This window comes from Streptomyces sp. NPDC086766, from assembly GCF_044746005.1.
Lineage (GTDB): Bacteria > Actinomycetota > Actinomycetes > Streptomycetales > Streptomycetaceae > Streptomyces.
Genome location: NZ_JBIVBI010000002.1, coordinates 194,614 through 220,595, shown reverse-complemented (window position 1 = coordinate 220,595; position 25,982 = coordinate 194,614). Strand labels below are relative to the sequence as shown.

The window sequence follows — 25,982 nt, the reverse complement described above, 5'->3', positions numbered from 1 at the left end:
CGGGGGTTCTCCTAGCGGTCGGTCGCGCCCGGCTGCCTTTCGTCCGGGCGCGACCTCCAGAGTGCCCGGGATTCCGAGGACCACCCAGGTCACGCCTTTGCCTACGTTCACCGTGCCTACCACTGGCGGGGTCAGGCTCATGTGCGTACGACCATGAATACTGGACGTCATGGACGTACAGCCCGAAGCCGTGCACGCGAGCGGCGCGCCCGCCGGGGCGGACGCCGGGGCGGGACTGGACCGGCGTGCCGAGCTCAGCGAGTTCCTGCGCACCCGGCGCGCCCGGCTGAAGCCGGAGGACGTGGGGCTGCCGGACCACGGGCGGCACCGCAGGGTGCCGGGGCTGCGCCGGGAGGAGCTGGCGCAGCTGGCCGGGGTGTCGGTGGCGTACTACACGCGCCTGGAGCAGGGCAACGGGCGGAACGTGTCGGCGGAGGTGCTGGACTCCATCGCGCGGGCGCTGCGGCTCTCCGACGCCGAGCACGCGCATCTGACGCATCTGGCGAAGCCGAAGCCCAAGCACAAGAAGAAGGCGGCGACGCGGACGCAGCACGTGCGGGGGTCGCTGCGGCAGCTGCTGGACACGATGGACGGGGTGCCCGCGTACGTCGTGGGGCGGCGCGCGGAGATCCTGGCGTGGAACCGGATGGCGGCGGCGGTCTTCGGCGACTGGTCGGAGCTGCCGGCGCAGGAGCGCAACTGGGCGAGGATGGTCTTCCTGCGGCCCGAGTACCGCGATCTCTACGTCGACTGGGAGCAGAAGGCGATCGACATCGTCTGCGCGCTGCGCATGGAGGCCGGCTGCTACCCGGACGACCCCCGGCTGTCGGCGCTGGTCGGTGAGCTGTCGGTGAAGAGCGAGGACTTCCGGCGGCTGTGGGCCACCCACGACGTCAAGGAGAAGAGCCACGGCGTCAAGCGCCTGCGGCATCCGCTCGTGGGCGAGCTCGCCCTGCGGTACGAGTCCTTCAAGCTCGCCGACGACACCGAGCAGACGCTGCTCGTCTACCACGCCGAACCGGACTCCCCCTCCGCGGAGGCCCTGCGGCTGCTGGCGAGCTGGGGCGCGGACGCGGTCCGCGCGGGCACCGCGAGCTGACAGCGACCACTGACCGCGAGCACCGCGAGCACCGACCGCGAGGACTGGCCACGGGTACCGCGAGGACCGGCCACGGGTACCCCGAGCCGGCGGGGCTCGCCGCGCGGACGCCGGGGCGGGTCAGCCCGGGTACGGGGGTGCCGCTCCCCAGGTCCACTTCGGGACCGGCTGCGGGGCCGGGGGCGTCGCGCCGGGTGCGGAGAAGCGCACCGCCAGCCGGGTGCCCCACTCCACGTAGGCCAGGAACGCCGAGCGGAACTCCGCGTCCGTCGGCAGGCCCGCCTCGTCGGCGGCGTCCTGGACGAGTTCGACCCAGCGGCGGCGCTGCGGCTCCGTGATGCCGAGGCCGGCGTGCCGGGCGACCATGTGGGAGTGGCCGCCCTGGGTCTCCGAGTAGGCGGCGGGGCCGCCGAAGACCTCGGCCAGCCAGAGCCCGACGTGCCGGGCGTGCTCGGCGGGCAGGTCGGCGAAGAGCGGCGCGAGGAGGTCGTCCTCGACGACCTTGGCGTAGAAGACGTCGGTGAGGCGCGAGAAGGCCTCGGCCCCGCCCGCCCACGCGTACAGCGTGGGGGTCGCGGCGCCGGTCCCGCGGACCGCCGTGGGCTTGTAGTGGCGCGACTCCTCGACCTGTTCGGCGTAGGGGCGGACCTCGGCGGCGTAGGCGGGGAAGAGGTCCGACGAGCGGAAGCCCTCCACGTGGTCCCGGGTCGAGGTCCAGGTGACCCGCAGAATGTAGTGCTCGAAGTCGTCCTCGGCGCGGGCCAGTTCGTAGTCGACGCACTGCGGTGCCGCAGCGAGCCGGGTCGCGGCCCGACGGTGGGCGGCGAGGAACTCGGCCGACTGCTGCTCGGGGACGCGGTACCGGATGTACTCCACGGTGTGAGCGGTCATGGGTCCAACGAAACACGGACGGCCCGCCGGAGGCCACCGACGTGGCCGCGGAACACCGATGCCGCCCCCGAGGGCGGCATCGGCGCGGTGTGCGAGGGTGCGTCAGACGGCCGATCCGGCCTTCCACTGCGCCCAGTTCAGGTTCCAGCCGTTGAGGCCGTTGTCCGGGGCGACGGTCTTGTCGCCGGTGTGGGAGACGACCACGACGTCACCGACGAGCGAGTGGTTGAAGAACCACGCGGCCGCCGTCTTCGCGTCCTTCGCGCCCTTCTTGTCCTGCAGGCCGACACAGCCGTGGCTGGTGTTGACGTTGCCGAAGACGGACGGCGCGCCCCAGTAGTTGCCGTGGATGAAGGTGCCGGAGGTGGTCAGGCGCATGGCGTGCGGCACGTCCTTGATGTCGTACTCGCCCTTGCCGTCGTCGTCCTTGAAGCCGACCGTCGCGCCGTTCATCCGGGTCTGGACGAACTTCTCCGCGATCACCATCTGGCCCTGGTACGTGGTGTGGTCGGGGGCTCCGGCGGAGATCGGGATGGTCTTGACGACCTTGCCGTCCTGCGTGACCTTCATCTGCTTGGTCTTCGCGTCGACGTAGGACACCTGGTTGCGGCCGATGTGGAAGGTGACCGTCTTCTGCTGGACGCCGTAGACGCCCTGGGCACCCTGGACGCCGTCGAGGGCGAGCTTCAGGGTGACGGTGGATCCGGCCTTCCAGTACTGCTCGGGGCGGAAGTCGAGGCGGTTGGGGCTGAACCAGTGCCCGACGACCTCCTGGCCGCTGCTGGAGGTGACGGTGATGCCCTTCTGGACGGCCGCCTTGTTGGTGATCGCCTTGTCGAAGTTGATCGACACGGGCATGCCGACGCCGACCGTGGTGCCGTTGTCCGGCGTGAAGCTGCCGATGAAGCTGTGCGCCGGGGCGACCGTGGTGAACGAGGCGTTCTCGTGGGCGGCGCGGCCCTTGGCGTCCGCGGCGGTCGCCGCGACCTTGTAGGTGGTCGCGCGCTCCAGCTGGCCGCTGGGCTTCCAGCTCTTCTTGTCGGCGGATATCCGGCCCGCGACGGTCTTCCCGTCGGTCGTGGTCATGGTGACCTCGGTCAGCGTGCCCTGGGACACGGTGACGGCGGCGGCGTTGTTGATGGAGGCGTTGTCGGAGCCGTCCGCCGGGGTGATCTTGATCTGCGCGTCGGAGGTCTCCTGCTCGGCCGCCTTGTCGGCCTTGGCCTGCGAGGTGTCGTCGCCGGCCGAACCCGAGGCGCTGCTGCTGCCGGAGCACCCCGTCAGTACGAGAACACCGCCGAGCAGTGCGGACGCGGTCATCAGACCCCTGCGCCGCTTACCGTCCGTCATCACACGCTTCTCCATGGTTGCCGAATCCCCAATAGCCCCGGGCCCCGTACGGAAACATCAACGTTACGACCGGTTCGTTCCGCTCCCCAGGGCCTCCTGGTGTGGGACACACCACGTCCGCGAGGCGGGCGGTGCGAGCACCGGCCGTACGTCCGTTTCGGACGACGGGACCCCGGACGGCGGTTGCCGCCCGGGGCCGCCGCCGACCCGGGCGATGTCAGCCGGAGTACCCGCGATACTCCGCGCCATCCACTTCCCGGCTCTCGTCGTCCTCGTCGTCGTCGTAGTCCCCGTCGACATCATCCTCGCCCAACTCCCAGCCGGGCGAGGCGGGGTCGTACTCGATCCGCTCACTGGACCAGGAGGCCTGATGCAGCTCCACCCCCGGCACTTCGCCGACCAGTACGAACGGGTCCACGAGATACGCCAGCGCCTCCGCGGTGTCCTCCGTCACAGCGCTCTCCGTGCGGGCCCGGTCCTCCGGGGCCACCTCGCCGTCCTCGGCGAGCCGCCGCCGGGCCGCCCCGATCACGGCCGCCTCGTCGTCGATCTCCAGAACCAGGTCGACGCGAAGTCGTACAAAACGTGATGTCTCTGGTGTGCTCATGTCCGGAGCGTACGACTCAAACCTCCTGTGACTTTCCCGTGACCCGCGACTTTCACTAACATCGCCCCACACGGCCAATTCACCAGCGCCACAAGGGGATCGATATTCCGTGTCATCCGCTCGCCGCACGTTGCTGACCGCCACCACCGCGGGCACCCTGCTGGGCGCCCTGTGGTTCGTTCCCTCCGCGAACGCGACGGTGGAGTCACCGGCCAGAGCGGAGAGTTCGGCCGTGCCGACGACGCGGGTCACGGAGCAGGCGCGGGCCGCGTCCACGGCCGCCGAGGCGGACGGGAGCGAGGGCCGGACCCTCGCCCAGGGCGAGACGGAACTGGCCGACACCGGAAGCGTCGACACCACTCCCTACGTCATCGGCGGAACGCTCTTCCTCACGGTCGGCGCGGGCTTCGTGGTGTATTCGGTGCGCCGCGAACGGCTCGGCTTCTGAGCCCGCCGAAGTCCTCCGCCGCCGCGATGACTTGACCGGGGCCCTGCCGTCGGGCAGGGCCCCGGACGTCTCACAGCAGCGGGCCGGTGACCGTCTCCGCCGCCGCGAGGAGCCGGCCCTCGCGCACGAAGGCGTCCGCGGCGGCGAGGTCGGGCGCCAGGAAGCGGTCCGGACCGGCGCCCTGAACTCCCGCCTCACGTGCGGCGTCGATGACCGCGCGGCTGGCCGGGGCCGGGCTCAGCCCCTCGCGCAGCTCGATGGCGCGGGAGGCGGCGTACAGCTCGATCGCGAGGACGCGGGTGAGGTTGCCGACGGCCGTACGCAGCTTGCGCGCCGCCGACCAGCCCATGGAGACGTGGTCCTCCTGCATCGCGGAGGACGGGATGGAGTCCGCGGAGGCGGGCACCGCGAGCCGCTTCAACTCGCTCACCAGGGCGGCCTGGGTGTACTGCGCGATCATCAGCCCGGAGTCGACCCCGGCGTCGTCGGCGAGGAACGGCGGCAGGCCGTGGCTGCGGTTCTTGTCGAGCAGCCGGTCGGTGCGGCGCTCGGCGATGGAGCCGAGGTCGGCGGCGGCGATGGCGAGGAAGTCCAGCACGTAGGCCACGGGGGCGCCGTGGAAGTTGCCGTTGGACTCGACGCGGCCGTCGGGCAGCACCACCGGGTTGTCGACGGCGGAGGCCAGCTCGCGCTCGGCGACCAGCCGGGCGTGCGCCAGGGTGTCGCGGCCGGCGCCGGCGACCTGCGGGGCGCAGCGCACGGAGTAGGCGTCCTGGACGCGCGGGGCGTCGTCCTGGTGGTGCCCCGTCAGCCCGGACCCCTTGAGCACGGCGAGCATGTTGGCGGCGGAGGCGCCCTGGCCCGGGTGCGGGCGGATGGCGTGCAGCTCGGGGGCGAGGACCTTGTCCGTGCCGAGCAGCGCCTCCAGGCTGAGGGCGGCGGTGATGTCGGCGGACTTGTAGAGGGCTTCCAGGTCGGCGAGGGCCATGATCAGCATGCCGAGCATTCCGTCGGTGCCGTTGAGGAGGGCGAGGCCCTCCTTCTCGCGCAGCTCGACGGGCGCGATGCCGTGCTCGGCCAGCAGCTCGCCGGCCGGGCGGACGGTGCCGTCCGGGCCCTCGGCGTCCCCCTCGCCCATGAGCGTCAGGGCGCAGTGGGAGAGCGGGGCGAGGTCGCCGGAGCAGCCGAGGGAACCGTACTCGTGCACGACCGGGGTGATCCCGGCGTTGAGGACGTCGGCCATGGTCCGGGCGACCTCGGGACGGACGCCGGTGTGACCGGAGCAGACGGTCTTCAACCGCAGGAACATCAGCGCGCGCACGACCTCGCGCTCGACCCGCGGCCCCATGCCGGCGGCGTGCGAGCGGACGATGTTGCGCTGCAGCTGGGCGCGCAGCTCCCGGCTGATGTGCCGGGTCGCCAGGGCGCCGAAGCCGGTGCTGACGCCGTAGACGGGATCGGGCTTGGCCGCCAGGGCGTCCACGATCTCCCGGGCCGCCGCGAGGGCCGCCACCGCCTCCCCGGAGAGCTCGATCCGCGCGCCGCCGCGCGCCACGGCGAGTACGTCGGACGCGGTGACCCCGGACGTCCCCACCACCACAGTGTGCATATCCATATTCAGGAGCGTACGCAGTGAATGCCTTGATGTCACTAGTGGATCCGGTGAGCGCCCCTTACTCGAAGGTAGGTCACGGCCCCCGAAGTCCGGTCACGGCCGGCGGCCCCGGAAACGCCGCCGTTCCGCGCGGACGCCGGGCCGGCCCTCGGCGCCCCGGGCGCCCGGGGGCGTCTCGTCGGCGAGCCGGACGACCGGGTCGTCGGGACCCTCGCGCCCGGCCACCACCGGCCGGTCGGCGCGCAGCGCCTTCGCGCGGTACTGGGCGGCGTCGGCGAGCCGGAAGAGCCTGCGCGCCGTGGCCACCGGCCCGATCGCGTCCCCGGTCGACGCGATCCCGCAGGCCACCCCCTCGCCGAGCTCCAGCTCGGCCGCCCGCCGGCACAGCTCCTCGGCCGCCTTGACCACCTCGTGGGCGGACGCCCCGGCCGCGACCAGGCAGAACTCGTCCCCGCCGAGCCGTGCCGCGAGAGCGCCGGGCACCATCGCCCCGCACAGCGACAGCACGGACCCGAACCGCTCCAGGAGCCGGTCGCCGACGGCGTGCCCGAGGGTGTCGTTGACCCGCTTGAGCCCGTTGAGGTCACAGACGACGAGGCTGACGACGGTCCCGTCCCGGCGGTGCCGCTCGATCGCCTCGTCGAGCCGTACGTCGACGGCGCGGCGGTTGGCCAGACCCGTCAGCGGGTCGGTGAAGGCCAGCCTGCGGGCCTCCTCCACCTGCTCCGTCTGGGCGATCCCGGCGGCCACGACGGCGGCCAGCACCGTGGCGAAGTCGGCGTCGTCCCGGTCGAAGACGGGCGCGCCGGCCGAGCGGGCGACGTAGAGCTCGCCCCAGGCGCGGCCGTGCAGCACGATCGGCGCGACCACGCAGCAGCCGCGGCCGCGCCGCCGCAGGGCGGCCACCCGCTGGTGGCAGTACCCGGCGTCGCCCTGCGCGGGCCCGCCGGCGGTCTCCACCCAGGCGTTGGGCTCACCGCCCGCGACCCACCGCTCGTGCAGGAACTCGGTGATCTCCGGGAACTGGTGCACGGGGTAGGTCTCGTCCTCGGGGAACTCCTCCTCCTGCGGCGCCCGGTCCCCCACGTTCACGAGGACCCGCAGCCGGCCGCGGCCCCGGTCCCACACCGAGAGCGCGGCGAAGCTCCCGGCCAGCGCCCGGCAGGCGCCGAGCGCCGCGGCCCGCCACGACTCCCGCGGGTCGTGCGCCGCGGCCATCCCCTGCGCCAGCCCCACCACGGCCGCCAGCCGCCTGTTCTCGCCCATTACCCCAGGTTAGGGATGTTTTACCCAAATAGGGACATCGGTGCGGCTGACAGAGGGCGCCCAGGGGCCGGAGGCCGCGGCGCGAAGCCGCGCCCCTGGGGTCGCGCCCTGCGGGCCGCGCACCAGCCCCCGTGCGCCGGGGGCGGCACACCGGGGCCGAGCACCGGAGGTCGGCACGCCGGGGCCGCGCACGGGAAACCCGGTTCCGCTACTCGCCGGGCCACCTCGCCGGGCGCTTCTCGTTGAAGGCCGCCACGCCTTCCGCCCGGTCCCCCGAGAACGCCACCGAACGCCACGCCGCGTCCTCGACCTCCAGACCGGCCCGCAGATCCAGCCCGTGCCCGAGCCGCAGCGCGCGCTTGGCGGCGCGCAGGCCGACCGGTGAGTTCGCCGCCATCCGGGAGGCCAGCTCCAGGGCCTCCTCCCGGTCACGCCCCTGCGCCGCCAACCGGTCCACGAGCCCCAGCCCGTGCGCCTCCTCGGCCGCCAGCCGCCGGGCCGTGAAGATCAGCTCGGCCGCCCGCGCCGCGCCCACCCGCCGCGGCAGGAGCTGCGTACCGCCACCGCCCGGAATCACGCCCACGGAGACCTCGGGCAGCCCCACCACGGCGGTGGGGTCGGCCACGATCACGTCGCAGGACAGGGCCAGCTCGAAACCGCCGCCGAGCGCGAACCCGTGCACCGCGGCGATCGTCGGCATCGGCAGTTCCAGTACGCCGGTGTACGCCCCGCGCGCGACCGGCCGCTGCCTCATCAGGTCGGCGTCGGAGAAGGAGTTGCGCTCCTTGAGATCGGCCCCCACGCAGAACGCCCGCTCGTGGGACGAGGTCAGGACGACCACACGGGCGTCGCGGTCGTCGGCCAGCGCGGCGCACGCCTGTGCGATCGACCGGGCCATCGCGGTCGACACGGCGTTCATGGCCTTGGGCCGGTCGAGGACGAGCTCCGCGACGTAATCGTGCCGCCGCACCAGCACGAACTCCCCGAACCGCTCCTCGCTCATGACACCCTCCCGGTTAACGCGTGTTAACAACATCCTCCCCGATCATCGCAGCCCCACCCGCGTGGCGAAAGAGCCGACACCGGGACGGGCCGGACCGGGCGCGGGACCCGGCCGCGCCTCTTCCCCCGTCTCCCTCGGGCCGCAACGCCCGTTTACCCGTTCGAGTGACATCTCGCCCAACTCCCACCGAAGCCTCACAGGAGCGCATAACGTGCCTCCGCCACGGCGCATCGGGGGCGCGAGCGCATCGGGGAGGGATCACGATGACGACGAACACGACGAACGCGCACACCACCGGACCGCAGCGGAAGACCACGGACGCCGGCGCGGGGGAGGCCCACGCGCCGGACACCGGGGCGGCGGACGCTGGGGCGCCGGACGCCGAGGCGACCGACAGCCGGACGCCGGACGCCGAGGCGACGGAGGCCGAGGCGATCGGCGCCGGGACGGCGAAGGCCCAAGAGGCGGACGGACCGGCCGGGACGGCGAAGGCCCACGCGACGGACGCGCCGGCCGAGGCGGCCGCGAAGGGCGAGGAGGCCTTGAAGGCCGAAGAGGCCGCAGCCCCCGCCACCGCCGAGGACGGGACTCGGGCACCCGATTCCACCGCCGCCACCCCCACCTCCGACCCCGCGGCCCCCACCGAGGGCGTACGCCCCTGCGCCAGCCCCACCGTGTCCGGAGGCGGCGGTCTGGGCGGGCTGCCCTGGAACCCGCGGGGCCGTGGACGGCACCGCCGGCCGCGCCCCCGCAAGGTGCTGCTCGCGGCCGGTGGGCTCGCGCTGGCCGCCGGGGTGCTGAGCCTGGTCCGGCTGGCCCCCGAGTCCGGGGTCGGCGGCCTCGGCACCGCGGAGGCGGAGCCCCACCACCCCGGGGCGGGCTACGGGGCGGGCCGGACCGTGGAGACCGCCGCCACGCCCGGAACGGCCCCCGCCGCCCGGCCCTCAGCTGCCTTCCCCCTCGTGAGCGCCACGCCCACCACGGCCGCCACCGGCACCGGCCCGAGACCCTCCATGTCACGCTCCCCCGCCGACGGAGCGCGCGCCCGCACCGCGTCCGGCGCCCCGGCATCCGTCCCCACGACCATCCCCGAGATCCCGAACCCGCCGGACGGCCCGCCGGCGCCCACCACCACCTCCGCCCCGCAGCCGAATCCCACACCGACCCCCACACCGGCACCGACCCGAAGCCACGGTTCGCACACCCCGGCGCCGAAGCAGCCGGAGCTCTGCGTCCCGATCATCGGCCTGTGCGTGAAGGGCGGAGGCGCCCGCTGACCGGCCCCGCCCGGGGCAGCAGCCCGCCGGAGAGGTGCCTAGTGCTGTGACCGGAAAGGTTCACCGGCTCGCGACGCCCGGCACGGCACTAGGGCGCCGTACCCTCGTCCCGCCGCGTGAGCAGCCAGGGCTCCACCACGCCCAGGCCGCGCACCGGGCGCTGCCACATCGGCTGGAGCGCGAAGCGGTACGTCGGGGGCTCCTCGCCCTCCTTCTCCGCCGCGGCCGCCGCCTCGGCGGCCTCCGCCTCGGAGGCCGGGGCGTCGCCGGTGCGGATCAGCTCCTCGGCGAATGCGCTGTCGACGAGGACGGCGTCCCGCGGCGCTATCGAGGTGAGCCGGGAGGCGAGGTTGACGGTCGTACCGAAGACATCGCCCATCCGGGTGGTCACCGTGCCGAACGCCATGCCGACCCGCAGCTCGGGCATCGTCTCGTCGTTCGCCATGGTCTCCACCAGCCGCAGGGCGATGTCCGCGGCGGTGCCGGCGTCGTCGGCGGCGTAGAGCACCTCGTCGCCGAGGGTCTTGATCAGCCGCCCGCCGCGGGCCGCGACCAGGTCGGCGGCGGTCGTCTCGAAGGCCTCGACGAGCTCGCCGAGTTCCTCCTCCTCCATCCGGCGGGTCAGCCGGGTGAAGCCGACGAGGTCGGCGAAGCCCACCGCCAGGCGCCGGTCCACCATCTCCTCGTCGTCGGCGGTCTGCACGACCCGGCCGGCCGAGGCGGCGAGCTGCCTGCGCCAGACGTAGACGAGGAACTCCTCCAGCTCGGGCAGCAGCAGCTCGACGATCGGGTACGTCACCTCGGTGCGGGTCATCCCCGGCTCGGGCGGCTCGGTCAGGCCCTCCAGGAAGGAGTCGATCTGCCATTCGGCGAGGCGGGCGGTGGTCTGGCCGGTGGAACGGGCCACCTGCACGGCCATGGCCTCGCTGAGCAGCCCCGCCTCGACCAGACCGGCGAGGCGCCGCAGGGCCAGCACGTCGGCCTCCGTCAGCGCCTTGGCCTGGCCTATGTCGGCGAAGCCCATGGCCCGCCAGAAGCGGGAGGCCAGTTCCATGGAGACACCGGCGCTGCGGGCCGCCTGAAAGGGGGTATAGCGCCGCTCCGCGCCCAGGATGAGGCCTTCGAGACGCAGCGCGAGCGGATCCTCCTCGCCGGAGTCGGCGGCGTGCGGGTCCATCCGGTCGTCCGCGTCCGCGCCGGAGCCCGTGTCGTCGACGGTCACGCGTGCTGCCCTTCCGATCTGCCACGGTCAGGTTCGACCGGCCTCAACTCTACGGCAGGTGTGCGCCAGCTCACTCCGTCAGGTGCGCCGGCAGGTGGGCCGGCCTGGGAGCCCCCGGCAACCGGCGCGGGGTCGTCCGCACCGCGCCGGACCGGCCGGCGGTGCTCAGGCGGGCCGCAGGTGCACGATGTCGCCGGCCCCCACCGGCTCCTGCACCCCCTTCTCCGTGGCGAGGACGAGCCGTCCGTCGCCGTCCACCGCCACGGCCTCCCCGACGACCGACCGGTCGCCCGGCAGTTCCGCGCGCACCATGCGGCCCAGGGTCGCGCAGTTCTCCGCGTACGCCTCCAGCAGGCCGCTCGCCACGGGGTCGCCGTCGGCCGCCCGCCAGCGCCCGTACCAGTCCTCCAGCGACCGCAGCACGGCCCGCAGCAGCGGGTCCCGGTCCGTGCTCGGGGCACCGGCCAGGGCCAGCGAGCCGGCCTGCGGCACCGGCAGCTCCTCCTTGCGCAGGGTGACGTTGATGCCGACGCCGACGACCACCGCCTCGTCCGCGGCCCGCTCCGCGAGGATCCCGCCCGCCTTGCGTTCCTCACCGTCGACGGTCACGAGGACGTCGTTGGGCCACTTGAGCGCCGTGTCCACGTCGGCCGCGCGCGCCAGCCCGGTCGCCACGGCGACGCCGGTGAGCAGCGGCAGCCAGCCCCAGCGGGCCAGGGGCACGCCGGCCGGCCTGAGCAGCACGGAGAAGAACAGGCCGGAGCGGGGCGGCGCGGTCCACTGCCGGTCCAGGCGGCCCCGCCCGGCGCTCTGCTCCTCGGCGACCAGCACGGCGCCCTCGGCGAGGCCGCCCCCGGCGGCACGGGCCACCAGGTCCGAGTTGGTGGACCCGGTGCGCTGCACCACCTCCACCTCGGACCACAGGCTCCCCTCCCGCACCAGCCCCCGGCGCAACGCCGTCGCGTTGAGGGGCGGGCGGTCCAGGTCGGACCACCGGCTGCTGTTGTCGTCTGATGCATCTCGCGGCGTCATGCAAGCCACCCTAGGTGTGGTAAACGCCGCACTGCCGAACCAGGAACCCCCCACTACGCTACGGATGAGTAACCGTCCCCCCTTTTGAGCAGGCAGGGAGCCGCGATCCCGATGTCCGAGCCGGAAGAGATCGACATTCACACGACCGCGGGCAAGCTCGCGGATCTGCAGCGCCGAATTCACGAGGCGACGCACGCCGGCTCCGAGCGCGCCGTCGAAAAGCAGCACGCCAAGGGCAAGCTGACGGCCCGTGAGCGCATCGAGCTGCTCCTCGACGAGGGTTCCTTCGTCGAGCTGGACGAATTCGCCCGCCACCGCTCCACCAACTTCGGGCTGGAGAAGAACCGCCCCTACGGCGACGGCGTCGTCACCGGGTACGGCACGGTCGACGGCCGCCCGGTCGCCGTCTTCTCGCAGGACTTCACCGTCTTCGGCGGGGCCCTGGGCGAGGTCTACGGGCAGAAGATCGTCAAGGTGATGGACTTCGCCCTGAAGACCGGCTGCCCGGTCATCGGGATCAACGACTCCGGCGGCGCCCGGATCCAGGAGGGCGTCGCCTCGCTCGGCGCCTACGGCGAGATCTTCCGCCGCAACACCCACGCCTCCGGTGTGATCCCGCAGATCTCGCTGGTCGTCGGGCCCTGTGCGGGCGGCGCGGTCTACTCCCCCGCGATCACCGACTTCACGGTGATGGTCGACCAGACCTCGCACATGTTCATCACCGGCCCGGACGTCATCAAGACGGTCACCGGCGAGGACGTCGGCTTCGAGGAGCTGGGCGGCGCCCGTACGCACAACTCGGCGTCCGGCGTGGCCCATCACATGGCGGGCGACGAGAAGGACGCCATCGAGTACGTCAAGCAGCTGCTGTCGTACCTGCCGTCCAACAACCTCAGCGAGCCCCCGGCCTTCCCGGAGGAGGCCGACCTCTCGGCCACCGCCGAGGACCTGGAGCTGGACACGCTGGTCCCCGACAGCGCGAACCAGCCGTACGACATCCGCACAGTGATCGAACACGTCTTGGACGACGCCGAGTTCTTCGAGACCCAGCCGCTGTTCGCGCCGAACATCGTCACCGGGTTCGGGCGGGTGGAGGGCCACCCGGTCGGCATCGTCGCCAACCAGCCGATGCAGTTCGCCGGCTGCCTGGACATCGACGCGTCGGAGAAGGCCGCGCGCTTCGTGCGCACCTGCGACGCCTTCAACGTCCCCGTGCTGACCTTCGTCGACGTGCCCGGCTTCCTTCCGGGCGTCGACCAGGAGCACACCGGCATCATCCGGCGCGGCGCCAAGCTGATCTTCGCCTACGCCGAGGCGACCGTCCCGCTGATCACGGTGATCACCCGCAAGGCGTTCGGCGGCGCGTACGACGTCATGGGCTCCAAGCACCTCGGCGCCGACCTCAACCTGGCCTGGCCCACCGCCCAGATCGCCGTCATGGGCGCGCAGGGCGCGGTCAACATCCTGCACCGGCGCACCCTCGCCGAGGCGGAGGCCGGCGGCGAGGACCTCGAGGCCGTGCGCGCCCGGCTGATCCAGGAGTACGAGGACGCCCTCCTCAACCCCTACGTCGCGGCGGAGCGCGGCTACGTCGACGCGGTGATCATGCCGTCCGACACCCGCGCCCACATCGTGCGCGGCCTGCGTCAGCTGCGCACGAAGCGGGAATCCCTGCCTCCGAAGAAGCACGGCAACATCCCCCTGTAGGCCGCGGATCCCCGACGGGAGCAGACATGACGATCAGGGTCGTACGAGGCAATCCGACCCCGGAGGAGCTGGCCGCCGCTCTGGCGGTGGTCCGAGCCCGCGCCGCGGCGGCGGCCGCCACGCCGTCCGGCGCGCCCGGCCCGCGGGACTCCTGGGCCGACCCGGCCCGCATCGCCGCCCACCGGACCCTCCAGCCGGGCGCGTCGGCCTGGGCCCGGACCTACTGGCCCGGCTGACGGGCGGGACGCACAGCACCGCCGCGGCGGCTTCGGCCACCACCGCGCACCCGGCGTCGTCCGGGTGCGGGTGGTGGCCGAAGCCGTACGCCGGGTGCGGCCGGTCCGGGTCCTCCGGATCGGCGAGCACGCGCTTCAGGTCGACGACCGCGCCGTACCCGCCCGGGCAGCGGGGCCGCGCCGAACGCCCGCAGGGCCGCCCGGCGTGACGGCCGGATCGGCTCCAGACGGCGGAGCGGGCGAAGTTGAGTACGCGTACTCAGGCGCCGGAGCCCGTCACCGCCGGACGATCGAGGACATGCTGTGGTCCGACCCCGAGAACGAACCGCCCGAGGAACTGCGCGAGACGCAGGAGATGCTGCGGCGGCTGGGCGTTCTCATGGCGCTGGCCATGGTGCTCACGATGATCGTGATCGGAGTGCGCTGAGGCCCGCGGTCCCGCTCGCCCACCCCCTGGGCCTGGATCCCCGTACGCTGACCGCATGACAGATCAGCCGCGCCGCCGACTCGTGCTCGCCTCCCAGTCCCCCGCCCGGCTCGGGCTGCTCCGCCAGGCCGGCCTCGATCCCGAGGTGATCGTGAGCGGTGTCGACGAGGACGCGATCACCGCGCCCACTCCCGCCGAGCTGGCGCTCGCGCTCGCCGAGGCCAAGGCCTCGGTGGTGGCGGCCCGGCCCGAGGTGCAGGGCGCCCTGGTGATCGGCTGCGACTCGGTGCTCGACCTCGACGGCCAGGCGCTCGGCAAGCCCGCCGACGCCGAGGAGGCCACCGCCCGCTGGAAGGCGATGCGCGGGCGGGCCGGGACGCTCCAGACCGGGCACTGCGTCTGGGACACGACGACCGAGCGGTACGCCTCCGCCACCGCCTCCACCGTCGTCCGCTTCGGCGAGCCGACGGACGAGGAGATCGCCGCGTACGTCGCCTCGGGCGAGCCGCTCTACGTCGCCGGCGCCTTCACCCTCGACGGCCGCTCGGGCCCGTTCATCGACGGCATCGACGGCGACCACGGCAACGTCATCGGCATCAGCCTGCCCCTGGTCCGACGCCTGCTGGCCCAACTGGGCGTCGGGATCACCGACTTGTGGGCGCCGTCCGCCGAGTGACGCCCCCGCCGCGAGGCGGCGGGGGCGCGACCGGGTGATCAGGAACTCCGGCGGCCGGGGCTAGGCCGGCGGAGCGACCGGAGCGGGACCGGCACCGGCCGGACCGCTCGCGTCCCGGGGGCCGTCCCCGCCGGGACCGTCCACCCCCTGGGGCCCGCCGTCCCGGGCGGCGGCGGCCGGCCCGTCCTCACGGTCGTACGTCATCAGCAGCAGCACGATGAGCCCGAGCACGACCACCATGAACAGGAACGCGCTCCAGCCCACCAGGCCCCACGCGACCGCACCCAGCAGCCCGTGCACCACCGCCGCGCTGATCAGCAGGACGCGGCCCAGGCCGGCGGGCCGGCGGCCGCGCAGCGCCACGATCAGCGCGACGACCCCGCACAGCGCGAAGTAGAGACCGAAGACGACCCCGCCGGCCTTCGACGACGTCGACATCATGTCCGGGTCGAGGCCGGCCAGGGACATCTTCTGCCGGTCGACGACCATCCCGAGGAACCAGTTCAGCGCCGCCACGCCGAACGCCTCGGCGAAGAGCACGACCGCCACGATCCACGCCACCGGTCTGCGCACCACCGGTCCCACCCACTTCCCACTGCCGCTCCACGACTCCGCGGGAGCGCCTGTTACCCCAGGTACGTTCACGACAGCGCGAACGCTACTGAGAGGTAAAGCGAGGGACAAGGGTCCTGCGGGCGGCAAAGAATCGTTGGGCCATTCGTAGGGACTCCACAAAGAAACGAAGTGGGCCGCAGCACGCCCTCACAGAGACCTTGACCACATCGGAAGGCTAGGGTTTCCCGCAGGAGTCCTGCGTACGGCGACGCGACAAGGGATTTCGCGGGTCGAGCGAGCCTCGAGTGACGCTCCGTGTGGGCAAGCTCACCATTGGGGACGGGTCGAAGTGCCGTGTCGGCAGTCCCTAAACTCGGCTTGTTTCAAGGAGGGAGCCTCAATCGTGCGCAAGGTGCTCATCGCCAACCGTGGCGAAATCGCTGTCCGCGTGGCCCGGGCCTGCCGGGACGCCGGGATCGCGAGCGTGGCCGTCTACGCCGACCCGGACCGGGACGCTCTGCATGTCCGCGCCGCGGATGAGGCGTTCGCCCTGGGCGGTGACACCCCGGCCAGCAGCTATCTCGACATCGAGAAGGTGCTGAAGGCCGCGAAGGAGTCGGGGGCGGACGCGATCCACCCCGGGTACGGCTTTCTCTCGGAGAACGCCGAATTCGCGCAGGCGGTGCTGGACGCGGACCTGATCTGGATCGGCCCGCCCCCGCAGGCCATCCGCGACCTCGGCGACAAGGTCGCCGCCCGGCACATCGCCCAGCGCGCCGGCGCGCCGCTGGTGGCCGGTACGCCCGACCCGGTGAGCGGCGCCGACGAGGTGGTCACGTTCGCCGAGCAGCACGGACTGCCCATCGCCATCAAGGCCGCCTTCGGCGGCGGCGGCCGCGGTCTGAAGGTCGCCCGCACTCTCGAAGAGGTCCCGGAGCTCTACGACTCGGCCGTGCGCGAGGCGGTGGCCGCCTTCGGCCGCGGCGAGTGCTTCGTCGAGCGCTACCTGGACCGCCCCCGCCACGTCGAGACCCAGTGCCTCGCCGACCAGCACGGCAACGTGGTCGTGGTCTCCACGCGTGACTGCTCGCTGCAGCGCCGCCACCAGAAGCTCGTCGAGGAGGCCCCGGCGCCGTTCCTGTCCGACGAGCAGGTCGCCGAGCTGTACCGCGCCTCCAAGGCGATCCTGAAGGAGGCCGGCTACGTCGGCGCCGGCACCTGCGAGTTCCTGGTCGGCCAGGACGGCACGATCTCCTTCCTCGAGGTCAACACCCGTCTCCAGGTGGAGCACCCGGTCACCGAGGAGGTCGCCGGAATCGACCTGGTGCGCGAGATGTTCCGCATCGCCGACGGCGAGGAGCTCGGCTACGACGACCCGGCGCTGCGCGGCCACTCGTTCGAGTTCCGCATCAACGGCGAGGACCCGGGCCGCAACTTCCTCCCGGCCCCGGGCACGGTCACCACGTTCGCCCCGCCGGCCGGCCCCGGTGTCCGCCTGGACGCGGGTGTGGAGTCCGGCTCGGTCATCGGCCCGGCGTGGGACTCCCTGCTGGCCAAGCTGATCGTGACCGGCCGTACCCGCAAGGAGGCCCTGGAGCGGGCCGCCCGCGCGCTGGAGGAGTTCCAGGTCGAGGGCATGGCCACCGCCATCCCGTTCCACCGCAAGGCGGTCACCGACCCCGCCTTCGCGCCGGAACTGACCGGCTCCACCGACCCGTTCACGGTCCACACGCGCTGGATCGAGACCGAGTTCGTCAACGACATCAAGCCCTTCACCGCGCCGGCCGAGGCCGAGGCGGACGAGGAGTCGGGCCGCGAGACGGTCGTGGTCGAGGTCGGCGGCAAGCGCCTGGAGGTCTCCCTCCCCACCTCGCTGGGCATGTCCCTGGCCCGCACCGGCCTCGCGGCGGGCGCCAAGCCCAAGCGCCGCGCGGCCCGCAAGTCCGGCCCCGTGGCCTCCGGCGACACCCTCGCCTCCCCGATGCAGGGCACCATCGTCAAGGTCGCCGTCGAGGAGGGCCAGGAGGTCAAGGAGGGCGACCTCGTCGTCGTCCTGGAGGCCATGAAGATGGAGCAGCCGCTCAACGCCCACAAGTCGGGCACCATCAAGGGCCTGGGCGCCGAGGTCGGCGCGTCCGTCACCTCCGGCGCCGCGATCTGCGAGATCAAGGACTGAGCCGTACGACGTTCCGGGGCGCCCGGCGGACCACAGCACGACGGTCCGCCGGGCGCCCCGTTTCGGTGTCAGCCCTGTTCCCGCACGGCTCCGCCCCGGCCCCACTCACGCACCGGCCTGCTTCCGCACCACGCAGGCGCCGGGCCCGCTCACGCGCCGGCCCGCTTCCGCACCACGCAGGCGCCGGGCCCGCTTCCGCCGGTCCTGCTTCCGCGCCGGGCGGCCTGCCGAGCCGGCTACAGGCTGCCGAGCCGGCCACAGGCGTTTCGGCCCCCGCCGGACCCTGAGCACCCACGGGCGACGCGTCGAGCACGCACCGGCGAGCCTCCGAGCGCGCACCTGCGACGCCCTGGGCGCTCGTCGGCAACGCACCGGGCGCGTGCCAAAGACGCGCCCTGAGCGCCGGCCGGCGGCGCCCTCAGCGTCTGCGCAGGTCCGCGACCCGTGCCCGCTCCGTGCCCGGCGACTGGTCGCCGCCGAGGGTCGCCGAGCGCAGCCCCGGTCCGGGCACCTGGCCGCGGCGCGGGCCCGGAAGGGGGACGTCCCGGCGTCGGTCGCGGGCCGGGGTCGGATCACCCCCCGGACTTCCCGACGCGCCGGCCACGGCGATCTGCACCCCCTGGTCGGCCAGGGCCTGCAGCTCGGTGGCCGCGCGGTCGTCGTGCCCAGGGGGCTCGTCGGTCACCAGGCGGGTGATCAGGTCGGTCGGCACGGTCTGGAACATCGTGTCCGTACCGAGCTTGGTGTGGTCGGAGAGCACCACGACCTCCGCGGCCGCCTGGACCAGGGCCCGGTCCACGGAGGCCGAGAGCATGTTGGACGTGGACAGCCCGCGCTCGGCGGTCAGACCGCTGCCCGACAGGAAGGCCTTGGAGACGCGGAGCCCCTGGAGCGACTGCTCGGCTCCGGAGCCGACCAGGGCGTAGTTGGAGCCGCGGAGCGTGCCCCCGGTCATCACCACCTCCACCCGGTTGGCATGGGCGAGCGCCTGGGCGACCAGGAGGGAGTTGGTGACGACGGTCAGGCCGGGGACCCGCGCGAGCCGGCGCGCCAGCTCCTGCGTGGTCGTCCCCGCTCCGACGACGATCGCCTCGCCCTCTTCGACGAGGCCCGCGGCGAGGTCGGCGATGGCCGTCTTCTCCGCGGTCGCGAGATGCGACTTCTGCGGAAAGCCGGACTCACGGGTGAATCCGCCCGGGAGTACCGCACCGCCGTGCCGGCGGTCGAGGAGTCCTTCTGCCTCCAGCGCCCGCACGTCCCGCCGTACGGTCACTTCGGAGGTCTGGACGACACGGGCGAGTTCACGGAGCGACACGGCACCGTTCGCTCGCACCATTTCGAGGATCAATTGGCGACGTTCAGCAGCGAACACGAAACTGACAGTAACCCCAGCGACCGTCTGCTTTCAGCAGTTTGCGGTGAATAGCAGAAGTTGTTCGCACGGCACAGCACGAAGTGGTATAGGGGCCCGACCCTGTCGCCTATGCCGTGCGCATGGTCGGCAACTCCCCGTGACCAGCGGGGAGTCGGTTTCGGCCGTCAGAGCTCGGCGCCCGCCTTGCGCGTGTGCAGCTGCCGCGCGACCTCGGCGATCGACCCCGAAAGGGAGGGGTACACGGTGAACGCGTTCGCGATCTGTTCGACCGTCAGATTGTTGTCGACGGCGATCGAGATGGGGTGGATGAGTTCCGAGGCGCGCGGCGCCACGACGACACCGCCGACCACGATCCCGGTCCCCGGCCGGCAGAAGATCTTGACGAAGCCGTCCCGGATGCCCTGCATCTTGGCGCGCGGGTTGCGCAGCAGCGGCAGCTTGACGCAGCGGGCGTCGATCTTGCCGGCGTCCACGTCGGCCTGGGTGTGGCCGACGGTGGCGATCTCGGGGTCGGTGAAGACGTTCGAGGAGACCGTCTTCAGGTTCAGCGGGGCCACCGCGTCGCCGAGGAAGTGGTACACGGCGATACGTCCCTGCATGGCGGCGACGGACGCCAGCGCGAAGACACCGGTCACGTCACCGGCCGCGTAGACACCCGGAGCCGTCGTCCGCGACACCTTGTCGGTCCAGATGTGACCGGACTCGCGCACCCGGACGCCGGCCTCCTCCAGCCCCAGCCCGGCGCTGTTGGGGATGGCGCCGACCGCCATGAGGCAGTGCGAGCCGGAGATGACCCGTCCGTCGGCCAGCGTCACCTCGACCCGGTCGCCGACCCGCTTGGCGGACTGGGCGCGGGAGCGGGCCATGACGTTCATGCCGCGGCGGCGGAAGACGTCCTCCAGCACGGCGGCGGCGTCCGGGTCCTCACCCGGCAGCACGCGGTCGCGCGAGGACACGAGGGTGACCTTGGACCCGAGCGCCTGGTAGGCGCCGGCGAACTCGGCACCGGTGACACCGGAGCCGACCACGATCAGCTCCTCGGGGAGCTCGTCGAGGTCGTAGACCTGGGTCCAGTTCAGGATGCGCTCGCCGTCGGGCTGGGCGTCGGGCAGCTCGCGCGGGTGGCCGCCGGTCGCGATCAGCACCGCGTCCGCGACGAGCGTCTCCTCGGTGCCGTCGGCGGCGGTGACGACGACCTTCCGGGACCCGTCGAGGGCCTGCATGCCCTCCAGCCGGCCGCGCCCGCGCATGACCCGGGCGCCGGCGCGCGTCACGGAGGCGGTGATGTCGTGCGACTGGGCGAGCGCGAGCCGCTTGACCCTTCGGTTGACCTTGCCGAGGTCCACGCCGACCACCCGGGCGGCCTGCTCCAGCGGCGGGGTGTCGTCCGCGACGATGATCCCCAGCTCCTCGTACGACGAGTCGAAGGTGGTCATCACCTCGGCCGTCGCGATGAGCGTCTTCGACGGCACGCAGTCGGTCAGCACCGACGCTCCGCCCAGACCGTCGCAGTCGACGACGGTCACCTCCGCGCCGAGCTGCGCGGCCACCAGCGCCGCTTCGTATCCGCCGGGTCCGCCACCGATGATCACGATCCGAGTCACGTACTCCATTGTCCCGCACGTTCGAGGTGCTCCTCCCCCGGGGGCGGGGCCGGGCCCGTTCCGTCACCTCTGAGACGCACGAGACGCACGCGGGCCTGCCGTACGCTCGACCCATGTCGCTCTACGCCGCGTACGCCGGCAATCTCGACGCGCGGCTGATGACCCGCCGCGCACCCCACTCCCCGCTGCGCGCCACCGGCTGGCTGAACGGCTGGCGGCTGACCTTCGGCGGCGAGCACATGGGCTGGGAGGGCGCGCTCGCGACGGTCGTCGAGGACCCGCTGTCCCAGGTCTTCGTCGCGCTCTACGACATCGCCCCCATGGACGAGGAATCCCTCGACCGCTGGGAGGGCACCGGCCTCGGCGTCTACCGGCGCACCCGCGTCCGCGTCCACACCCTGGACGGCGAGGAGTCCGCGTGGACGTACGTCCTCAACGCCTACGAGGGCGGCCTGCCGTCGGCCCGCTACCTGGGCGAGGTCGCCGACGCGGCCGAGTCCGCCGGAGCCCCGCACGACTACGTGATGGAGCTGCGCAAGAGGCCGTGCTGACAAGTCCGGGGGCGGCCGCCGATCCTCACCGGCGCGGGCCGGCCCGGTGGGGACCGCACCGGTCCCGCCGTTGGTCGGAAACGACAAGACAACGATCCCCATCCCGTGACCTCCGTCATCTACGCGCGTAGGCCGATACCGGCTACTCTCGTCCGCGTGAACGCATCTCTTCTTCCGGACGACCTCCAGGGCGACCCCCACGCCGCCGCCGACGCCGCCGCCGCGCGCCTGCGCGAACTCACGGGCACCGAGACCCATGACGTCGCCCTCGTGATGGGCTCCGGCTGGGCTCCGGCCGTGGACGCCCTGGGCGCTCCCGACGCCGAGTTCCAGGTCACCGAGCTGCCCGGTTTCCCGCCCCCGGCGGTCGCCGGCCACGGCGGCAAGATCCGCTCGTACACCATCGGGAACAAGCGCGCCCTGGTCTTCCTCGGCCGCACCCACTACTACGAGGGCCGCGGGGTCGCCGCCGTCGCGCACGGCGTGCGCACCGCCGTCGCCGCCGGCTGCAAGACCGTCGTCCTGACCAACGGCTGCGGTGGTCTGCGCGAGGGGATGCGTCCCGGCCAGCCGGTGCTGATCAGCGACCACATCAACCTCACGGCGACGTCGCCGATCGTCGGCGCCAACTTCGTCGACCTGACCGACCTCTACTCCCCGCGCCTGCGCGCCCTGTGCAAGGAGGTCGACCCCACGCTGGAGGAAGGCGTCTACGCGCAGTTCCCCGGCCCGCACTACGAGACGCCGGCCGAGATCCGCATGGCCCGCGTGATCGGCGCGGACCTCGTGGGCATGTCCACGGTCCTGGAGGCGATCGCCGCCCGTGAGGCGGGCGCCGAGGTGCTCGGCATCTCCCTGGTGACCAACCTCGCCGCCGGCATGACCGGCGAGCCCCTGAACCACGAGGAGGTCCTCCAGGCCGGCCGCGACTCCGCGACCCGCATGGGCTCCCTCCTGGCCCAGGTCCTCGACCGCCTGTAGGACACCCGCGACGGGCCGCCACCCGGCCCCCGCCCCCCAGGGCGTGCCCCCTGCCACCATGGCGGGAGAGCCTCCCGACGAAGGGAGCGGGCCGTGGGGGTGCGTCGCAGCCCGCCGTGTACAGGGTTCTCCGCGCAGGCGAGCCATGGCAGCGGGCAGCCGTACGTCCGACAGCGGCGGGCTGGACGCACCCCACGGCCCCGAGGCCCGACGCACCCGGGGCGCACGCCCCGACCCACCGCGCACCCCCACCGCACACCCGGGGCGCACCGACCGCTCCGAGGCCCCAGGCCACCGGCCCCAGGGCCCAGGACGAACACGAGAGGCTGACCGAACGTGCACGACGACCTCATCGCACGGGCCAAGGCGTGGCTGGCCGAGGACCCCGACGCGGACACCCGTGAGGAACTCGCCCGGCTCATCGACGCCGAGGACGTCAAGGAGCTCGCCGCGCGCTTCGCCGGCACCCTCCAGTTCGGCACCGCCGGCCTGCGCGGCGAACTCGGCGCCGGCCCCCTGCGCATGAACCGCGCCGTCGTCATCCGCGCCGCCGCCGGCCTCGCCGCGTACCTGCGCGAGCAGGGCCACACCGACGGCCTCGTCGTCATCGGCTACGACGCCCGCCACAAGTCCGCCGACTTCGCCCGCGACACCGCCGCCGTGATGACCGGCGCGGGCCTGCGCGCCGCCGTGCTGCCCCGCCCCCTCCCCACCCCCGTCCTCGCCTTCGCCGTCCGGCACCTCGGCGCGGTCGCCGGCGTGGAGGTCACCGCCAGCCACAACCCGCCCCGCGACAACGGCTACAAGGTCTACCTGGGCGACGGCTCGCAGATCGTCCCGCCGGCCGACGCGGAGATCGCCGCCGAGATCGAAGCGATTCGCAGCCTGCACGACGTGCCCCGCCCGGAATCCGGGTGGGAGACCCTCGACGACGGCGTCCTCGACGCCTACCTCGCCCGCACGGACGCCGTCCTCTCCCCCGGCTCCCCGCGCACCGCCCGCACCGTCTACACGGCGATGCACGGCGTCGGCCGGGACGTCCTGCTCGCCGCGTTCGCCCGCGCCGGGTTCCCGGCCCCGGAGCTCGTGGCCGAGCAGGCCGACCCCGACCCGGACTTCCCGACGGTCGCCTTCCCCAACCCGGAGGAGCCGGGCGCGATGGACCTGGCCTTCGCCAGGGCCCGCGCCACCGAACCCGACCTGGTCATCGCCAACGACCCGGACGCCGACCGCTGCGCGGTGGCCGTCAGGGACGGCGCCGACTGGCGGATGCTGCGCGGGGACGAGGTCGGCGCGCTCCTCGCCGCCCACCTGGTCGACCGCGGCGTCACCGGCACCTTCGCGGAGTCGATCGTCTCCTCCTCCCTCCTCGGCCGGATCGCAGAGAAGGCGGGCCTGCCGTACGAGGAGACCCTCACCGGCTTCAAGTGGATCGCCCGGGTCGAGGGACTGCGCTACGGCTACGAGGAGGCCCTCGGCTACTGCGTCGACCCCGAGGGCGTACGCGACAAGGACGGCATCACCGCCGCGCTGCTGATCACCGAACTGGCCTCGCGGCTCAAGGAGGAGGGCCGCACGCTCCTCGACCTCCTCGACGACCTCGCCGTGGCCCACGGCCTGCACGCCACCGACCAGCTCTCGGTGCGCGTCGAGGACCTCTCCCTCATCGCCGACGCGATGCGCCGCCTGCGCGAGCAGCCCCCGACGCAACTCGCGGGCCTGCCCATCACCCGGTCCGAGGACCTCACCCGGGGCACGGACCGGCTGCCGCCCACGGACGGCCTGCGCTACACGCTCGACGGCGCCCGCGTCGTCGTGCGCCCCAGCGGCACGGAGCCGAAGCTGAAGTGCTACCTGGAGGTGGTGGTCCCGGTGGCCGCGCACACCGACCTCCCGGCGGCCCGCACCAGGGCGGCGGACCTGCTGACGGCGATCAAGCGGGACCTGGCGACAGCGGCGGGCATCTGAGCACGGGCGCCGCACGGGCCGGTGGCGGGATCACCCCCCACCGGCACCAGCCCACCCGCCCCCGGACCGACAGCGCCCCCCGAACGCCCTCGGCGTCACCCGAGGGCGATCAGAATCGCCAGCAGCACCGCCCCGGCGGCCGCCGGCCCGAGGATCTCGTAGGCCCAGCGGACCGTGGCCTCGCCCTGCGCCGCCTCGGTGTTCTCCCTGGCCTCCTGCATCTCGCGCAGGTCGTCCATGACCTGGTCGGTCGTGGCGCGCGTGGCCCCGGACTGCCCGCCCGCGGCCGGCGCACCGCCGCCGAACCCGAAGGCGCGCCCGCGCCCTCCTCCGGCGCGGGGCTCCCCCGCGGCGGCGGTCCGCGCCGCCTGCCGCGCCGCCCTCTTGCGGGCGCGCAGCGACACCGGCAGGGCCCAGAGCTGGTACTTGGTCCCGGAGTTGGTGACGACCTCGTTGGAGTAGCCGGACCGCAGGGTGGCGACCTGGCCCCAGGGCAGCACGATCACACGGAAGGGATTGCGGATGCGCAGCCGCTCGTCGTTGGCGTACACGGCCGGCCGCACGGTGAAGGCGACCACGAGCGGCACCACGAGGATCATCCCGGCGAGGGCCAGCCAGGGGGTGCGCCCGTGCCCGGTGAACAGCGCGTCGAAGCCGAGCCACGCGACGAGCGCGAGCAGCAGGACCCCGGTGAGGATGCCTGCGGGCGACCGGTGGACCCGGTCCGTGGACCGGGGCGCGGGAGGCTGCGGCGCGGAGGGCTCGTGCTCGGGCGTCGTCATGCCCCCGATTCTGCCCGACGCCCCCGCCCCGGCTCACTCGCGGTGCCCCTCTCCTCCTCCCGCCCCTCCCTTTCCCGCCGCTCGCCCCGGTCCCGCTCCCTTCTCCGCGCCAAGAGGAGAGGCCCCGGGGGTGTACAGCCCGCTACGCGCGTAGATATGCTGGGCTGGTGACCATGCCCACCACTGCACCCACCGCACATGCTCTCCAGGACGTCACCGCGTCCGACGGCACGCTGCGCCGCTTCCTCCACGGGCTGCCCGGCGTCGACACGGTCGGCCTGGAGGCGCGCGCCGCCTCCCTCGGCACCCGCTCCATCAAGACGACCGCGAAGGCGTACGCCATCGACCTCGCCATCTCGATGGTCGACCTGACGACGCTGGAAGGCGCGGACACCCCGGGCAAGGTCCGGGCGCTCGGCGCCAAGGCGGTCCACCCCGACCCCACCGACCGGACGACCCCGGCGACCGCCGCCGTCTGCGTCTACCCCGACATGGTGGCCACCGCCAAGGAGGCCGTCGCCGGCTCGGGCGTCAAGGTGGCCTCGGTCGCCACCGCCTTCCCGGCGGGCCGCGCCGCGCTCGACGTGAAGCTGGCCGACGTGCGCGACGCCGTGGCCGCGGGTGCCGACGAGATCGACATGGTCATCGACCGCGGGGCGTTCCTCGCGGGCCACTACCTGAAGGTGTACGACGAGATCGTCGCCGTGAAGGAGGCCTGCGGGACGTCCGCCCGCCTGAAGGTCATCTTCGAGACCGGCGAGCTCTCGACGTACGACAACATCCGGCGCGCGAGCTGGCTCGGCATGCTGGCCGGGGCCGACTTCATCAAGACCTCGACCGGCAAGGTCGCCGTCAACGCGACCCCCGCCAACACCCTCCTCATGCTGGAGGCCGTCCGCGACTTCCGCGCGCAGACCGGGGTCCAGGTGGGCGTCAAGCCCGCCGGCGGCATCCGCACCTCCAAGGACGCCATCAAGTTCCTCGTCCTGGTCAACGAGACCGTCGGCGAGGACTGGCTGGACAACCACTGGTTCCGCTTCGGCGCCTCCTCGCTCCTGAACGATCTGCTGATGCAGCGTCAGAAGCTGGCCACCGGCCGCTACTCCGGCCCCGACTACGTGACGGTGGACTGAT

General features: G+C 73.3%; 24 protein-coding genes. 12 read left to right on the top strand and 12 right to left on the bottom strand.

All coding sequences use genetic code 11. The features are described 5' to 3' along the window. Positions 1 to 169: 169 nt before the first annotated feature. Positions 170 to 1,099, top strand: coding sequence for a helix-turn-helix domain-containing protein (locus tag ACIPM1_RS04115; RefSeq protein ID WP_402428616.1), 930 nt, complete (start codon positions 170 to 172; stop codon positions 1,097 to 1,099). Between the two features lie 120 nt (positions 1,100 to 1,219). Here ACIPM1_RS04115 and ACIPM1_RS04110 read toward each other — a convergent pair whose 3' ends face one another. The 3 genes from ACIPM1_RS04110 to ACIPM1_RS04100 form a co-directional block, all read right to left on the bottom strand. Then, a complete protein-coding gene (locus ACIPM1_RS04110; RefSeq protein ID WP_402428614.1) occupies positions 1,220 to 1,990 on the bottom strand; it encodes a group II truncated hemoglobin in 771 nt (256 codons plus the stop codon). A 102-nt stretch (positions 1,991 to 2,092) separates the two neighbouring features. After that, positions 2,093 to 3,340, bottom strand: a complete 1,248-nt coding sequence (locus ACIPM1_RS04105) for an Ig-like domain-containing protein (RefSeq protein ID WP_402428611.1) — start codon at positions 3,338 to 3,340, stop codon at positions 2,093 to 2,095. 217 nt (positions 3,341 to 3,557) lie between these two features. Then, entirely contained in the window at positions 3,558 to 3,947 is a 390-nt protein-coding gene (locus ACIPM1_RS04100; protein ID WP_402428608.1) for a hypothetical protein, read from the bottom strand. 109 nt (positions 3,948 to 4,056) lie between these two features. Between ACIPM1_RS04100 and ACIPM1_RS04095 the strand changes: the two genes are divergently transcribed. Next, positions 4,057 to 4,395 (top strand): hypothetical protein, encoded by a 339-nt coding sequence (locus ACIPM1_RS04095; RefSeq protein ID WP_402428605.1) that lies wholly within the window; start codon positions 4,057 to 4,059, stop codon positions 4,393 to 4,395. Positions 4,396 to 4,465: 70 nt separating this feature from the next. Here the strand turns inward: ACIPM1_RS04095 and hutH are convergent, their stop codons facing one another. The 3 genes from hutH to ACIPM1_RS04080 all read right to left on the bottom strand — a co-directional run bounded on the left by hutH (position 4,466) and on the right by ACIPM1_RS04080 (position 8,279). Then, positions 4,466 to 6,004 carry a histidine ammonia-lyase gene (gene hutH, locus ACIPM1_RS04090; RefSeq protein WP_402429396.1) on the bottom strand — a complete coding sequence of 513 codons (1,539 nt, stop codon included), beginning with the start codon at positions 6,002 to 6,004 and terminating at the stop codon, positions 4,466 to 4,468. Between the two features lie 99 nt (positions 6,005 to 6,103). Next, positions 6,104 to 7,276 (bottom strand): diguanylate cyclase domain-containing protein, encoded by a 1,173-nt coding sequence (locus ACIPM1_RS04085; RefSeq protein ID WP_402428602.1) that lies wholly within the window; start codon positions 7,274 to 7,276, stop codon positions 6,104 to 6,106. 208 nt (positions 7,277 to 7,484) lie between these two features. Further along, positions 7,485 to 8,279 carry an enoyl-CoA hydratase/isomerase family protein gene (locus ACIPM1_RS04080; protein WP_402428599.1) on the bottom strand — a complete coding sequence of 265 codons (795 nt, stop codon included), beginning with the start codon at positions 8,277 to 8,279 and terminating at the stop codon, positions 7,485 to 7,487. A 263-nt stretch (positions 8,280 to 8,542) separates the two neighbouring features. On the opposite strand from ACIPM1_RS04080, the gene ACIPM1_RS04075 reads away from it, so the two are divergent. Next, positions 8,543 to 9,556 (top strand): hypothetical protein, encoded by a 1,014-nt coding sequence (locus ACIPM1_RS04075; protein ID WP_402428596.1) that lies wholly within the window; start codon positions 8,543 to 8,545, stop codon positions 9,554 to 9,556. Between the two features lie 88 nt (positions 9,557 to 9,644). Here the strand turns inward: ACIPM1_RS04075 and ACIPM1_RS04070 are convergent, their stop codons facing one another. Both ACIPM1_RS04070 and ACIPM1_RS04065 read right to left on the bottom strand, forming a co-directional pair. Beyond that, entirely contained in the window at positions 9,645 to 10,778 is a 1,134-nt protein-coding gene (locus tag ACIPM1_RS04070; RefSeq protein WP_356182618.1) for an adenylate/guanylate cyclase domain-containing protein, read from the bottom strand. Between the two features lie 165 nt (positions 10,779 to 10,943). Then, positions 10,944 to 11,810 (bottom strand): biotin--[acetyl-CoA-carboxylase] ligase, encoded by an 867-nt coding sequence (locus ACIPM1_RS04065; protein WP_402428593.1) that lies wholly within the window; start codon positions 11,808 to 11,810, stop codon positions 10,944 to 10,946. 111 nt (positions 11,811 to 11,921) lie between these two features. Here ACIPM1_RS04065 and ACIPM1_RS04060 point away from each other — a divergent pair, with 111 nt between their 5' ends. From ACIPM1_RS04060 to ACIPM1_RS04045, 4 genes are all read left to right on the top strand, one after another. Then, positions 11,922 to 13,517 (top strand): acyl-CoA carboxylase subunit beta, encoded by a 1,596-nt coding sequence (locus tag ACIPM1_RS04060; RefSeq protein ID WP_402428590.1) that lies wholly within the window; start codon positions 11,922 to 11,924, stop codon positions 13,515 to 13,517. A 26-nt stretch (positions 13,518 to 13,543) separates the two neighbouring features. Next, positions 13,544 to 13,753, top strand: coding sequence for an acyl-CoA carboxylase epsilon subunit (locus ACIPM1_RS04055; protein WP_356182610.1), 210 nt, complete (start codon positions 13,544 to 13,546; stop codon positions 13,751 to 13,753). A gap of 298 nt (positions 13,754 to 14,051) precedes the next feature. Next, on the top strand, positions 14,052 to 14,180 hold the full coding sequence (gene mmpB, locus ACIPM1_RS04050; protein ID WP_356182608.1) for a morphogenic membrane protein MmpB: 129 nt from the start codon (positions 14,052 to 14,054) through the stop codon (positions 14,178 to 14,180). Between the two features lie 55 nt (positions 14,181 to 14,235). After that, positions 14,236 to 14,856, top strand: coding sequence for a Maf family protein (locus tag ACIPM1_RS04045; protein ID WP_402428587.1), 621 nt, complete (start codon positions 14,236 to 14,238; stop codon positions 14,854 to 14,856). 60 nt (positions 14,857 to 14,916) lie between these two features. Here ACIPM1_RS04045 and ACIPM1_RS04040 read toward each other — a convergent pair whose 3' ends face one another. Then, positions 14,917 to 15,432, bottom strand: coding sequence for a hypothetical protein (locus tag ACIPM1_RS04040; protein WP_402428584.1), 516 nt, complete (start codon positions 15,430 to 15,432; stop codon positions 14,917 to 14,919). A gap of 382 nt (positions 15,433 to 15,814) precedes the next feature. On the opposite strand from ACIPM1_RS04040, the gene ACIPM1_RS04035 reads away from it, so the two are divergent. Beyond that, complete coding sequence (locus tag ACIPM1_RS04035; protein WP_402428581.1) at positions 15,815 to 17,587, top strand: acetyl/propionyl/methylcrotonyl-CoA carboxylase subunit alpha; 1,773 nt, start codon at positions 15,815 to 15,817, stop codon at positions 17,585 to 17,587. A 418-nt stretch (positions 17,588 to 18,005) separates the two neighbouring features. Here ACIPM1_RS04035 and ACIPM1_RS04030 read toward each other — a convergent pair whose 3' ends face one another. Further along, entirely contained in the window at positions 18,006 to 18,959 is a 954-nt protein-coding gene (locus ACIPM1_RS04030; RefSeq protein WP_402428578.1) for a DeoR/GlpR family DNA-binding transcription regulator, read from the bottom strand. A gap of 167 nt (positions 18,960 to 19,126) precedes the next feature. Continuing rightward, on the bottom strand, positions 19,127 to 20,575 hold the full coding sequence (locus ACIPM1_RS04025; protein ID WP_356182597.1) for an NAD(P)H-quinone dehydrogenase: 1,449 nt from the start codon (positions 20,573 to 20,575) through the stop codon (positions 19,127 to 19,129). A 104-nt stretch (positions 20,576 to 20,679) separates the two neighbouring features. On the opposite strand from ACIPM1_RS04025, the gene ACIPM1_RS04020 reads away from it, so the two are divergent. The 3 genes from ACIPM1_RS04020 (at position 20,680) to ACIPM1_RS04010 (ending at position 24,066) form a co-directional block, all read left to right on the top strand. Further along, positions 20,680 to 21,117, top strand: a complete 438-nt coding sequence (locus ACIPM1_RS04020) for a gamma-glutamylcyclotransferase (RefSeq protein ID WP_356182594.1) — start codon at positions 20,680 to 20,682, stop codon at positions 21,115 to 21,117. 156 nt (positions 21,118 to 21,273) lie between these two features. After that, positions 21,274 to 22,098 (top strand): purine-nucleoside phosphorylase, encoded by an 825-nt coding sequence (locus tag ACIPM1_RS04015; protein ID WP_356182591.1) that lies wholly within the window; start codon positions 21,274 to 21,276, stop codon positions 22,096 to 22,098. A 336-nt stretch (positions 22,099 to 22,434) separates the two neighbouring features. Beyond that, entirely contained in the window at positions 22,435 to 24,066 is a 1,632-nt protein-coding gene (locus tag ACIPM1_RS04010; RefSeq protein ID WP_402428573.1) for a phospho-sugar mutase, read from the top strand. A gap of 95 nt (positions 24,067 to 24,161) precedes the next feature. Here ACIPM1_RS04010 and ACIPM1_RS04005 read toward each other — a convergent pair whose 3' ends face one another. After that, entirely contained in the window at positions 24,162 to 24,848 is a 687-nt protein-coding gene (locus ACIPM1_RS04005; protein ID WP_402428570.1) for a PH domain-containing protein, read from the bottom strand. A 173-nt stretch (positions 24,849 to 25,021) separates the two neighbouring features. On the opposite strand from ACIPM1_RS04005, the gene deoC reads away from it, so the two are divergent. Next, positions 25,022 to 25,981: a deoxyribose-phosphate aldolase gene (gene deoC / locus ACIPM1_RS04000; protein ID WP_402429393.1), complete on the top strand. Its 960-nt coding sequence runs from the start codon at positions 25,022 to 25,024 to the stop codon at positions 25,979 to 25,981. Position 25,982 lies beyond the last annotated feature (1 nt).